Origin of the sequence: Streptomyces sp. NPDC087422, from assembly GCF_044744145.1 — a bacterium.
In the GTDB taxonomy this organism is placed as follows: Bacteria; Actinomycetota; Actinomycetes; order Streptomycetales; family Streptomycetaceae; genus Actinacidiphila.
The window spans coordinates 23,952-35,649 of sequence record NZ_JBIUXT010000018.1 but is presented as its reverse complement, the minus strand read 5'-3'; the positions used below and the strand labels follow the sequence as shown (position 1 = coordinate 35,649).

Genomic DNA, 11,698 nt, shown 5'->3' with positions numbered 1-11,698 from the left:
CTGGCGGCAGGGCGACGTCCGGTGGCGGGGCCTTCGTACTCCCTCGCCTTCCAGGATTCCGCCGTCCTCGCCGCCGTCACTCCCACGGCTCCTCTTCGAGCTCCTCCTCGACGCCCTCGGCGGCGAGCGCTTCCCGCACCACCCGGAGGGCCAGGCCCTCGGAGTAGCCCTTGCGGGCGAGCATGCCCGCGACGCGGCGGATCCGCTTGTCGCGGTCCAGCCCGCGGGTGCCCGGCAGCCTGCGGCGTACCAGCTCGCGGGCGGTCTGCTCCTCCTGGTCGTGGTCGAGCAGTCCGACCGCTTCGTTCACCAGCTCCGCGTCCACTCCGCGGTGGCGGAGCTCCTGTGCGAGGGCACGGCGGGCGAGACCCCGGCCGCGGTGCCGGGACTCCACCCAGGAGTTGGCGAACGCCTGGTCGTCGATCAGCCCCACGTCCTGGAAGCGTTCCAGGACGCGTTCGGCGACCTCGTCCGGGATCTCGTGCTTGCGCAGGGCGTCGGCGAGCTGCCTGCGGGTGCGGGGCGTCCCGGTGAGCAGGCGCAGGCACAGCGCCCGCGCCTGCTCCTCGGGATCGAGCGGCGGCTCTCGCGAGGCCCTCGACTCGGAAGAGCCGCCGCGCTCAGGGGACCTGCGCGCCACGGCGTCAGGCCTTGGCGGCGGTCGCCTTGGTCGCCTTCGCGCCCTTGGGCGCGGGGACCTCGGCCTTGGGCGCGTCGGTCTTGGCCACGGCCGCGGGTCCTGCCGCGTCCGCCCCGGGCTGTGCGCCCGGCGCCTCGACCTTCGGCACGCCGACGCCGAGCTTCTCCTTGATCTTCTTCTCGATCTCGTCCGACAGGTCGGGGTTGTCCTTCAGGAAATTGCGCGCGTTTTCCTTGCCCTGACCGAGCTGGTCGCCCTCGTACGTGTACCAGGCGCCGGACTTGCGGACGAAGCCGTGCTCCACGCCCATGTCGATCAGGCCGCCCTCACGGCTGATGCCGTGGCCGTAGAGGATGTCGAACTCGGCCTGCTTGAAGGGCGGCGCGACCTTGTTCTTGACGACCTTGACGCGGGTACGGTTGCCGACCGCCTCGGTGCCGTCCTTGAGGGTCTCGATCCGGCGGATGTCGAGCCGGACGGAGGCGTAGAACTTCAGCGCGCGGCCACCGGTGGTGGTCTCCGGCGAGCCGAACATCACACCGATCTTCTCGCGGAGCTGGTTGATGAAGATGCAGGTGGTCTTGGTCTGGTTGAGCGCGCTGGTGATCTTGCGGAGGGCCTGGCTCATCAGACGGGCCTGGAGACCCACGTGCGAGTCGCCCATCTCACCCTCGATCTCGGCCCGTGGCACGAGGGCTGCCACGGAGTCGACCACGATGAGGTCGAGAGCGCCGGAGCGGACCAGCATGTCCACGATCTCCAGCGCCTGCTCGCCGGTGTCCGGCTGGGACAGGATCAGATTGTCCGTGTCGACGCCGAGTGCCTTGGCGTAGTCGGGGTCCAGCGCGTGCTCGGCGTCCACGAACGCCACCGTGCCGCCCGCCCGCTGGGCGTTGGCCACCGCGTGCAGGGTGAGGGTCGTCTTACCGGAGGACTCCGGGCCGTAGACCTCCACCACTCGGCCGCGCGGCAGTCCGCCGACGCCGAGTGCCACGTCAAGAGCGGTCGATCCGGTGGGGATGACTTCGATGGGTTCGTTCGGCCGGTCGCCCAGGCGCATGACCGCGCCCTTGCCGAACTGCCGTTCAATCTGCGCGAGCGCGGCGTCGAGCGCCTTCTCGCGGTCGTTTCCTGCCATGGGCTCCACCCGGGATGTCTGGTTCGATCGCTTCACGTCCACGACGCTAGCGCCTGGCACTGACAACGCGCCCGGCCGTCGCCCCGTGCTGTGGATAACTCCGGCGGAAACACGCTTCGTCACCACGGAAATCCACCCGGCACAAGCCATAAGAATGGATGTTCGAATTTGATGTCAAGCGACCCGCCGGGGGTGTCGGGCCACTCCTGAATCCGTCGCTCCGCTCGCGACGCCGCGTCAGCGCTTGGCGGCGGGCACGTCCATCGAGGCGCACACCGCGCGCCAGACGTCCTTGGCCTCCCAGCCGTCGTCCAGCGCCTGATGCACCGTACGGCCGCCCAATTCGGCCATCACATGGTCCCGCGCGAAGGAATCGGCGTACGCGTCGCCGAAGTGCGCGCGCATCCGCTCCCAGAAAATCGTCAACCGCATGACTGCCAGTATCCCGCGCCCGCACGCGTACCGTCACACAGCCGGGTGGCTCCTCGGCTCAGCCGTGTTCCAGGCCGCCGCGCACGCCCTAGGGTGCGCGCATGCCAGCAACTCCGCTAGGTCGCGCCGAGCAGTTCGTGTGGCTCACCGCCCGTGTGCTCGAGCAGCGCAGGTTCGCCTTCCACTTCCTCGACGGCGACGGCGACGCGGTCGAGACCGCGCTCGACGCGTACCGCAATGACGACGCCGGATACGGCCACGCGCTGGAGCCCGACCTGCGCGGCCCGGTGAGCCAGCCGCTGCACGTGGCGTACGCGCTGCGGGTGCTGGACGAGATCGACCGGTGCAGGGGCGGCAGGGCCGAGCGCATCTGCCGCTATCTGACGGCGTGCTCGACGGCGGAGGGCGCGCTGCCCGCGGTCGACGCGTCCTTGCGCGGCTATCCGTACGCGCCCTGGATGCGGATCTCCGACGACCCGCCCGGTGACCTGCTCGCCACCGGGCCCGTGGTGGGGCTGCTGCGCCGCAACGAGGTGTGGCACGCGTGGCTGTTCAGGTCGACGGACTTCTGCTGGGCGGCGATCGACGCCCTGGACCGGACGCATCCCTATGAGGTGCTGGCCTCGCTGGCGTTCCTGGCCTCGGCGCAGGACCGGCCGCGTGCGCAGGGCGCGGTGGAGCGGCTGGGACGACTGGTGCGCGAGCAGGGTCTGGCGCTGCTGGAGCCCGAGCGCGCCGGGCGGGTCGCGCCGCCGACCGGATACGCGCCGGGCGAACACCACTTCGCCCACGACTTCGCGCCCTCCCCCGACTCGGCCGCCCGGTCGTGGTTCACCGACACCGAGATGGAACGGTCGCTTGACCATCTCGCGGGGCAGCAGGGCGACGACGGCGGCTGGCCGATCACCTGGCGCGAGTGGGCGCCGGGCTCCGCCCTCGAAGGGCGGCCCATGGTGACGATCGAGGCGCTGCGGACGCTGCGCGCGTACGGCCGTCTGGGCTGACGGCGAGGCCGCGCGGGTAAGGGGCGCTGATCCAGGTGCCCGGTCCTTACGCCGGTGACCGGGCACCGGATGTCGCGGAGGACCGGCCCGTGGCTCACATGCCGGAGACGGCCCGTACGGCCGCGGTCACGACGACGGCCGCGGCCACCACCACGAGGAAGGGCGCCCGCAGCAGGAGGGCTGCGGCCGCCGCCGCGAGCCCGGCCGAGCGCGCGTCCACGGCCAGCCGCAGTCCGCTGGTGCCGAAGGTCTGGAGGGCGGTGAGCGCGGCGAGGAGCGCGATGGGCACGAGCGCGGCGAGGCGCTTGACCACGGGGCGTTCCAGCAATCCCGCCGGTACGGACAGGCCCAGCAGTTTGACCGCGTAGCAGCCGAGGGCCGTCACGATGACGGCGATCCAGGTACTCGCTCCTGTGCTCATTCCGCTGTCTCTCCCTCTTCGCGTGCCGGTGCCGATGCCCGTGCTGGTGCCTTTGCTGGTGCCTGTGCTGGTGCCCGTTCCGGCTTCCGTACGGTTCCTGACGCGTCCTTTCCGGTGCGCTTCGCACGGGTGACGGCCAGGACGAGGGGCGCCGCCAGGGCGGCGACCAGGACCGGGACTCCGGCGGGCAGGAGTGGCAGGCAGACAAGGCCGAGGAGGACGGCGACCGCGGCGACCGCCCGTTCGGCGCGCCCCTTGACCATGGGGGCGAGGAGCGCGAGGAAGACGGCGGGGCCTGCCGCGTCCAGCCCCCAGGAAGCGGGGTCGCCGAGCGCCGAGGCGCCCAGGGCGCCGATGAGGGTGGTCAGATTCCACAGGGCGTAGAGGCTGCCTCCAGTGACGGTGAAGCCCAGCCGCGCGGAGGCGCGGTCCGTCTGCGCCAGCGCGACCGCGGAGGTCTCGTCGATGACCCACTGCGCGGCCAGCGGCCGTATCGCGGCGGGCAGGCGGAGGAGTTGGGAGAGCCGGAGCCCGTAGAAGGCGTTGCGGGTGCCGAGGAAGAAGGCTCCCGCGGCTGCCGCGAAGGGGTTGCCGCCCGCCCCCAGGGCGCTGACCAGGGCGAATTGCGACGCTCCGGTGAACACCAGCAGGGACAGGGCGCAGGTCTGGGCGAGTGCGAGCCCGGCTCCGGCGGAGGTCACGCCGAAGGCGAAGCCGGAGAGCCCGACGGCGACGCCCACCCCGAGGGCGTCGCGGACGACCTGGGCGCGCGCGGAGCGTGGCTGCCGGTCCGCCGGCCCGGTGGATTCTCTGCGGTCGGCGGATTCCGCGGGTTCTGTGGCTATCGGATGTCCCGTCACCCGCATGAGGCTAGGGACGGCGGGACGGCGGGTCTTGTACGTTCTTGCGCTCGCGTTGGTAGGCGCCGGGCGGGACGCCGACGATCCGGGCGAAGTGCCGGTTGAGGTGGGGCTGGTCGGTGAAGCCGACGGCGGCGGCCGTGTCGGCCGGGCTGACGCCTGTGTCGAGCAGGCGGCGGGCGGCCCTGACCCGCTCGCTGGTCAGCCAGGCGTGCGGCGGCAGCCCGTAGGCGGCCTTGAAGGCGCGCAGCAGGGCGAAGGGGCCGGTGCCGACCTCACGGGCCAGTTCCTCCAGGCTCGGCGGGGCCGCCAGGCGGGTGGCCAGCAGGTCGCGGGCGCGGGCCGCGACGCCCGCGCCCGCGACGGGCGCGGGTCCGAGGGCCGCGGAGTTCGCGTGGCGGGCGAGCATCCGGGCGACGACGAGGCGCAGCTGCGTGTCGGCGGCGAGCGCGTTGTCCCCTTCGGCGGCGCGGTGGACGTCGGCGATCATGCGGGCGGTCACGGGGTCGTCGAGCACCGAGGCGTTGAAGGAGGGGGTGCCGCGCAGCGCCGTGGTCTCCGCGGCGACGGCGGCGACCACGGCGGGCGAGGGGTAGAGGACCCGGTAGCTCCAGCCCTCCTCGACGCCCGCGTAGGCGGTGTGCGGGGTCTCGGGGTTGATCAGGACGACTCCGCCCGCGCCCGCCCGCTCGGCTCCGCCGGGCAGCCCGATGCCCTCGACGCCTCCGGTGACCGCCGCGATCACGTAGCTGTCGTGGGCGTGCCGGGTGAAGGTGTGCCGGACATAGCGGGCACGCAGCAGGTCGACTCCGGGCAGTCCGGGGTGTTCCCAGTACCTGGCCTGCTCTCGCACCGTCACACGGCCATTGTGGACCGGTGGCGGGCCGGGGCGTCCAGCGAGTTATCCACAGGCTGAGGGGTCGGCCGCCGCGCGGTGTCGGTGCGGCGAGGCAGGATGGATGCCATGTCCAGTCGCAGCAGTCTCGACGCGTTCTCCCCGGCCACCCGCGCGTGGTTCACGGGGGCGTTCAGCGAGCCCACCGACGCCCAGGCCCGGGCGTGGTCGGCCATCGCCGAGGGCTCCGACGTGCTGGTCGTCGCGCCGACCGGCTCCGGCAAGACGCTGGCGGCCTTCCTCGCCGCCCTGGACCGGCTGGCCAGCACCCCGCCGCCCGCCGAGGCCCGCCGCAGGTGCCGGGTGCTGTACGTGTCGCCGCTGAAGGCGCTCGCGGTGGACGTCGAGCGAAATCTGCGCAGCCCGCTCGCCGGGCTGCGGCAGGAGTCGGTACGGCTGGGACTGCCGGAGCCCGAGGTCCGGGTCGGCATCCGCTCGGGCGACACGCCTCCGGCGGAGCGGCGGGCGCTGGTGACCAGACCGCCGGACATTTTGATCACCACCCCCGAATCGCTGTTCCTGATGCTCACCTCCGCCGCGCGGGAAGCGCTGAGCGGGGTCGAGACGGTGATCCTGGACGAGGTGCACGCGGTCGCGGGCACCAAGCGCGGGGCGCATCTGGCGCTCTCCCTGGAGCGGCTGGACGAGTTCCTTGACCGGCCCGCCCGCCGGATCGGGCTGTCGGCGACCGTGCGGCCGGTGGACGAGATCGCCCGCTATCTGTCGCCGCGCCGCAAGGTGACGATCGTCCAGCCGCCGTCGCAGAAGCGGTTCGACCTGTCGGTGGTCGTGCCGGTGGAGGATCTGGGCGAGCTGGGCGGCTCCCCGGTGGCCGAGCACACCGGGCCGGCGGCGGGTCCCGCCGAGCGGGCCTCGATCTGGCCGCATGTGGAGGAGCGGATCGCCGACCTGGTGCAGGCGCACCGCTCCACGATCGTCTTCGCCAATTCGCGCCGTCTGGCGGAGCGGCTGTGCAACCGGCTCAATGAGATCGCCTACGAGCGGGCCGAGGGCGAGGCGCTGCCCGAGGCGCACTCCCCCGCCGAGATCATGGCCCAGTCCGGCGCGGCCAAGGGCACGCCGCCGGTGCTGGCCAGGGCACACCACGGCTCGGTGTCCAAGGAGCAGCGGGCCCTGGTGGAAGAGGACCTGAAGGCGGGGCGGCTGCCCGCGGTCGTCGCGACCTCCAGCCTTGAGCTGGGGATCGACATGGGCGCGGTCGATCTGGTGGTGCAGGTGGAGTCGCCGCCCTCGGTCGCCTCCGGTCTGCAACGGGTCGGGCGCGCGGGGCACCAGGTGGGAGCGGTCTCCACCGGGGTGGTCTTCCCCAAGTACCGCGGTGACCTGGTGCAGTCCGCCGTGGTGACCGAGCGGATGCGGCAGGGCGCGATCGAGTCGCTGCGGGTGCCCGCGAATCCGCTGGACGTGCTGGCCCAGCAGATCGTGGCGATGACCGCGCTCGACACCTGGGACGTGGACGACCTGCTGGCCCTGGTGCGGCGTGCGGCGCCGTTCTCGGCGCTGCCCCACTCCGCCTACATCGCGGTCCTCGACATGCTGGCCGGGCGCTACCCCTCGGACGCCTTCGCCGAGCTGCGCCCGCGCCTGGTGTGGGACCGGGTGGCGAACACGGTGACCGGACGCCCCGGCACCCAGCGGCTCGCCGTCACCTCCGGCGGCACGATCCCCGACCGCGGGCTGTTCGGGGTGTTCCTGGCGGGCTCCGACCCGAAGAAGGGCGGCGGCCGGGTCGGGGAACTGGACGAGGAGATGGTGTACGAGTCCCGGGTCGGGGACGTCTTCACCCTGGGCACCACCTCGTGGCGCATCGAGGACATCACTCGCGACCGGGTCCTGGTCTCGCCCGCGCCGGGAGTGCCGGGACGGCTGCCGTTCTGGAAGGGCGACCAGCTCGGCCGCCCGCTCGAACTCGGCCGTGCGCTGGGCGCGTTCCTGCGCGAGGTGGGCGCGCTGGCACCGGAGCGGGCCAGGGAGCGGCTGACGGCGGCCGGTCTCGACACCTGGGCGACGGACAATGTGCTGTCGTATCTGGCCGAGCAGCGGCAGGCGTGCGGTCATGTGCCGGACGACCGGACGATCGTGGTCGAGCGGTTCCGCGACGAGTTGGGCGACTGGCGGGTCGTCATCCACTCCCCCTTCGGCGCGCAGGTGCACGCGCCGTGGGCGCTGGCGCTCGGCGCGCGGCTCCAGGAGCGCTACGGCCTGGACGCCCAGGCGATGCACGCCGACGACGGGATCGTGCTGCGGCTGCCGGACGCCGACTTGATGGGCCTGGACCTGCTGGACTCCGATCCCGTGCTGCGCGGAGCGGAGTTCGACCCCGAGCAGTCGCCGGTGGGCGCGGCGGATGTCGCCTTCGACAAGGGCGAGGTCGAACAGCTCGTCACCGATCAGGTGGGCGGCTCGGCCCTGTTCGCCTCCCGGTTCCGCGAGTGCGCCGCACGCGCCCTGCTGTTGCCGCGCCGCGACCCCGGAAAGCGCACCCCGCTGTGGCAGCAGCGCCAGCGAGCCTCGCAACTGCTCCAGGTCGCCTCGGAGTTCGGCTCCTTCCCGATCGTCCTCGAGGCGGTCCGCGAATGCCTTCAGGACGTCTTCGACGTGCCGGGTCTGGTGGAGCTGATGGGCGACATCGAGGCCCGCAGGGTGCGGCTGGTCGAGGTGACCACACCCGAGCCCTCGCCCTTCGCCCGCTCGCTGCTGTTCGGCTATGTGGCGCAGTTCCTCTACGAGGGCGACTCGCCGCTGGCGGAGCGGCGGGCCGCGGCGCTGTCGCTGGACTCGCGGCTGCTGGCGGAACTGCTGGGCCAGGCGGAGCTGCGCGAGTTGCTGGACGCCGATGTCCTGGCCGAGTTGGACACCGAATTGCAGTGGCTGACCGAGGACCGGCGGGTGAAGAGCGCCGAGGGGGTCGCGGATCTGCTGCGGGTGCTCGGACCGCTGACCGGCGCGGAGTTGGCCGCGCGGGGCGCGGAGCCGGGGTGGGCGGAGGAGCTGGAGACGGCAAGGCGGGCGATCCGGGTGCGGATCGCCGGGGCGGAGCACTGGGCGGCGGTCGAGGACGCAGGGCGGTTGCGGGACGCGCTCGGTACGGCGCTGCCGGTGGGCGTGCCGGTGGCGTTCACCGAGCCGGTGAAGGACCCGCTGGGGGATCTGCTCGCCCGGTACGCGCGCACGCACGGGCCGTTCACGACCAAGGAGGCGGCCGGGAGATTCGGCCTGGGCGCAGCGGTGGCGGACGGGACGCTGCAACGGCTGACGGCGGCGGGCCGTACGGTGCAGGGTGAATTCCGGCCGGGCGGTGCGGGCCAGGAGTGGTGCGACGCGACGGTGCTGCGGCGGTTGCGGCGCCGCTCGCTGGCCGCGCTGCGGCAGGAGTTGGAGCCCGTGCCGCCCGCCACGCTCGGCGTCTTCCTCCCGCAGTGGCAGCACGTGGGCACGCACAGCCTGCGCGGTCCCGACGGGCTGGTGCGGGCCGTGGAGCAGTTGCAGGGCGCGTCCGTACCCGCGTCGGCGCTGGAGAAGCTGGTGCTGCCGTCCCGGGTGACGGGCTACAACCCGGCGATGCTGGACGAGTTGACGGCCTCCGGCGAGATCCTGTGGGCCGGGGCGGGCGCCCTGCCGGGCAAGGACGGATGGGTGTCGCTCTACCTCGCCGACAGCGCCCCCCTGCTGCTGCCCGCCCCGCAGCCGTTGGAGCTGTCCCCGCTGCACGAGGCGGTGCTGGCCGCGCTGTCCGGCGGCTACGGTCTCTTCTTCCGGCAGATCGCCGAGCAGGTGCGGGCCGCGGGGCAGGACACCACCGATCCCCAACTGGCCGACGCCGTCTGGGACCTGGCCTGGTCGGGACGGCTCACCAACGACACCCTGTCGCCGCTCAGGGCGCTCCTCGGCTCGGGCCGCACGGCGGGTTCCACCGCGCACCGGGCACCGCGGGCCGTGCCGCGCGGTCGGTACAGCTCGCTGGCGACCGGCGCCCCGCGTGCGACGGCGTCCCGTTCCGGTCCGCCGACCACCGCGGGCCGCTGGTCCCTCGTACCGTCCGCCGAGCCCGACCCGACGCTGCGGGCGCACGCCCTCACCCACACGCTGCTCGACCGGCACGGCGTGGTCACCCGGGGCGCGGTGGCCGCCGAGGGCGTCGCGGGCGGCTTCTCCGCGGCCTACCGGGTGCTCGCGGCCTTCGAGGAGACCGGGCAGGCCCGGCGCGGCTACGTGGTGGAGGGACTGGGAGCGGCCCAATTCGCCATGGACGGCGCCGTCGACCGGCTGCGCGCCCTGAGCACGGCGCGCGACCGCGAGGAGGAGCACGCCTCCCGCGCCCGTACGGTGGTGCTCGCCGCCGCCGACCCCGCGAACGCCTATGGCGCGGCCCTCCCCTGGCCCGAGCAGCCCGCGGGCGTCACCCACAAACCGGGCCGCAAAGCCGGCGCCCTGGTCGTCCTCATCGACGGAGAGCCCGCCCTCTACGTCGAGCGCGGCGGCAAGACGCTGCTGGCGTGGCCCGACGACGAGATACGTCTCCAGGCCGCCGCGGACGCGCTGGCGCTGGCCGTCCGCGAGGGCGCGCTGGGCCGCCTCACGGTGGAGCGGACCAACGGTGAGTCGGCCCTCACCTCGCCGCTCGGCCGTGCTCTGGAAGCCGCGGGCTTCCACGCCACTCCGCGGGGCCTGCGCCTGCGGGACGGCGGATAGAGCCCGGTCGGACGCAGGGCGGCGGAAGCAGCGGGCCACTGCGTGGGGCAGTCGTGGCGGGCCGGGATCTCGACCTGGCCCCCCAGGGAGTCGCCCCGGTCTGCGGTCCGCCCGGACGCACCGGCCGTCGGGTGCGTCTCGCCTCGCCCTGGGCGACCGGTCGCCGGCTCACCTCAGCCGGTCGCCCGCCCCGCCCCGGCGGGGCGGGGACCGGCGAGGGGGCTGGGGCCGGGGCCTGCGTCAGGTCGCGGCGCGGAGTTGTTGGGCGATGGCGTCAAAGCCACGGCGTTCGGCGTGCTGGAGAGGGGTGACGCCGTCGGTGTCGGGGAGGGAGGGGGAAGCGTGGGCGGCGAGGAGGAGTCGGACGATTTCCTGGTGGTCGGGACCGCCGTCGCCGAGGATGACGGCTTCGAGGAGGGCGGTCCAGCCAAGGCGGTTGACGTGGTTGACGTCGATGTCGGTCTCGGCGAGGACGGCGCGGACGTAGGCGACGTGGCCGCGTTCGGAGGCGGGGATGACGGAGACGCCGCCGTAGCGGTTGGTGAGGGTCAGGTCGGGGTGCGCGGGCAGCAGGGCGCGCATCATCTCGACGCTGCCGGTCACGCCGGTGACCAGCCAGGGGGTGTCCTGGCGGTAGTCCCGCGCGTTGGGATCGGCTCCGGCGGCGACCAGCCTGCGGGCCGCTTCGGGGTGGTCGGCGAGTGCGGCGAGCAGCAGCGGGGTGCGCCGTTGGTCGTCGCGGGTCTCGATGTCCGCGCCCGCGTCGAGCAGGGCGGTCACCTGCTCCACGTCGCCGCAGTGGGCGGCGTCCAGCAGTCTGGTGTTCAGGTCGGCCATGCCGGTGTCTCCTCCTTCTCCGGAAAGCTTCTCCGGGTTTTCCGGTTTTTCCCGCTTCTCCGGGTTTTCCCGCTTCTCCGGCTTCTCCGGTGCTTCGGGCTTCCCGCACGTCTCATGTCTGTCGGGCGCCGGGGTGAGTGTCTCCCCGCCCGTCGGCCTTCAATGGCCGAGCGTTGCCGCTCCCGCCCGGGCGAACTGCTCGTCCTGGTCCCCGCTAGGCGCGCCCGCGACGCCGACGGCCGCGACGGGCCCGCTCTTGGCCGTGACCGGAACGGCGCCCGCGAGGAAAAGCGTGCCAGGGATGTCCTTGAGCTGCGGAGTCTGCTGGAGGCGCTGGGAGAGTTCGGAGGTGGGGGCGTTCCAGGACACGGCGGTGTACGCCTTGCGCTCGGCGGACTCGTACGACTGTGGTCCCGCGCCGTCGCCGCGCAGGGTGACGACGGTGTTGCCGTCCCGGTCGACGACGGCGACGGTGACGTGCTGGCCGGCGCGGTTCGCGGCGTCGAGGGCCGCCTGCGCGGCCTTCGTCGCGGCGGCGGTGGTGAGCCGGTCGACCTGACGGGTGTCCTTGCCGTTCGCGGCGGCGCTCGCCGAGGCGGGGGCGGCCTTGCCGGACGCGGCCGGGGCGGCGGCGGTCGCGGAGACGGCTCCGAAGGTGGCCGCGCCGACGGCTGCGACGGCCACGGCACCGGTCAGGACGCGGGTACGGGAGGACATCTTCTTCATGGACGTTCCAACTCCTCGGGTCTGCGGGACCG

General features: G+C 73.5%; 9 protein-coding genes and 1 pseudogene. 2 read left to right on the top strand and 8 right to left on the bottom strand.

Annotation, left to right across the window (positions count from 1 at the left end):
- Positions 1–76: 76 nt before the first annotated feature.
- The 3 genes and pseudogenes from recX to ACIO6U_RS34875 all read right to left on the bottom strand — a co-directional run.
- Positions 77–688, bottom strand: a pseudogene (gene recX / locus ACIO6U_RS34885) (recombination regulator RecX); the annotation flags it as partial.
- Complete coding sequence (gene recA / locus ACIO6U_RS34880) at positions 645–1,778, bottom strand: recombinase RecA (protein ID WP_355338167.1); 1,134 nt, start codon at positions 1,776–1,778, stop codon at positions 645–647. The gene recA and the pseudogene recX, both read right to left, overlap by 44 nt.
- Positions 1,779–2,015: 237 nt before the next feature.
- The gene (locus tag ACIO6U_RS34875) at positions 2,016–2,210 is read right to left on the bottom strand and encodes a DUF3046 domain-containing protein (protein ID WP_188286122.1); all 195 of its coding nucleotides are present in this window, start codon (positions 2,208–2,210) and stop codon (positions 2,016–2,018) included.
- Between the two features lie 101 nt (positions 2,211–2,311).
- On the opposite strand from ACIO6U_RS34875, the gene ACIO6U_RS34870 reads away from it, so the two are divergent.
- Positions 2,312–3,214, top strand: a complete 903-nt coding sequence (locus ACIO6U_RS34870) for a hypothetical protein (RefSeq protein WP_391163794.1) — start codon at positions 2,312–2,314, stop codon at positions 3,212–3,214.
- Between the two features lie 94 nt (positions 3,215–3,308).
- Here the strand turns inward: ACIO6U_RS34870 and ACIO6U_RS34865 are convergent, their stop codons facing one another.
- The 3 genes from ACIO6U_RS34865 to ACIO6U_RS34855 are packed head-to-tail and all read right to left on the bottom strand — an operon-like array spanning position 3,309 to position 5,354.
- Complete coding sequence (locus ACIO6U_RS34865) at positions 3,309–3,635, bottom strand: AzlD domain-containing protein (RefSeq protein WP_391163793.1); 327 nt, start codon at positions 3,633–3,635, stop codon at positions 3,309–3,311.
- The gene (locus ACIO6U_RS34860) at positions 3,632–4,495 is read right to left on the bottom strand and encodes an AzlC family ABC transporter permease (RefSeq protein ID WP_401725305.1); all 864 of its coding nucleotides are present in this window, start codon (positions 4,493–4,495) and stop codon (positions 3,632–3,634) included. The genes ACIO6U_RS34865 and ACIO6U_RS34860 overlap by 4 nt, the downstream gene beginning before the upstream one ends.
- 10 nt (positions 4,496–4,505) lie before the next feature.
- Positions 4,506–5,354, bottom strand: coding sequence for an AraC family transcriptional regulator (locus ACIO6U_RS34855; RefSeq protein WP_355338155.1), 849 nt, complete (start codon positions 5,352–5,354; stop codon positions 4,506–4,508).
- Positions 5,355–5,459: 105 nt separating this feature from the next.
- On the opposite strand from ACIO6U_RS34855, the gene ACIO6U_RS34850 reads away from it, so the two are divergent.
- Positions 5,460–10,103 carry an ATP-dependent helicase gene (locus ACIO6U_RS34850; RefSeq protein WP_401725302.1) on the top strand — a complete coding sequence of 1,548 codons (4,644 nt, stop codon included), beginning with the start codon at positions 5,460–5,462 and terminating at the stop codon, positions 10,101–10,103.
- Positions 10,104–10,343: 240 nt separating this feature from the next.
- Here ACIO6U_RS34850 and ACIO6U_RS34845 read toward each other — a convergent pair whose 3' ends face one another.
- Both ACIO6U_RS34845 and ACIO6U_RS34840 read right to left on the bottom strand, forming a co-directional pair.
- On the bottom strand, positions 10,344–10,940 hold the full coding sequence (locus tag ACIO6U_RS34845; RefSeq protein WP_401725299.1) for an ankyrin repeat domain-containing protein: 597 nt from the start codon (positions 10,938–10,940) through the stop codon (positions 10,344–10,346).
- Positions 10,941–11,099: 159 nt separating this feature from the next.
- Complete coding sequence (locus ACIO6U_RS34840; RefSeq protein ID WP_401725296.1) at positions 11,100–11,666, bottom strand: heme-binding protein; 567 nt, start codon at positions 11,664–11,666, stop codon at positions 11,100–11,102.
- Positions 11,667–11,698: the final 32 nt, after the last annotated feature.

Bases quoted from the DNA above. Each gene is read 5' to 3' on its own strand.
- ACIO6U_RS34865 (WP_391163793.1), bottom strand. From the start codon at position 3,635: ATGAGCACAGGAGCGAGTACCTGGATCGCCGTCATCGTGACGGCCCTC.
- recA (WP_355338167.1), bottom strand. From the start codon at position 1,778: ATGGCAGGAAACGACCGCGAGAAGGCGCTCGACGCCGCGCTCGCGCAG.
- ACIO6U_RS34870 (WP_391163794.1), top strand. From the start codon at position 2,312: ATGCCAGCAACTCCGCTAGGTCGCGCCGAGCAGTTCGTGTGGCTCACC.
- ACIO6U_RS34875 (WP_188286122.1), bottom strand. From the start codon at position 2,210: ATGCGGTTGACGATTTTCTGGGAGCGGATGCGCGCGCACTTCGGCGAC.
- ACIO6U_RS34845 (WP_401725299.1), bottom strand. From the start codon at position 10,940: ATGGCCGACCTGAACACCAGACTGCTGGACGCCGCCCACTGCGGCGAC.
- ACIO6U_RS34840 (WP_401725296.1), bottom strand. From the start codon at position 11,666: ATGAAGAAGATGTCCTCCCGTACCCGCGTCCTGACCGGTGCCGTGGCC.
- ACIO6U_RS34850 (WP_401725302.1), top strand. From the start codon at position 5,460: ATGTCCAGTCGCAGCAGTCTCGACGCGTTCTCCCCGGCCACCCGCGCG.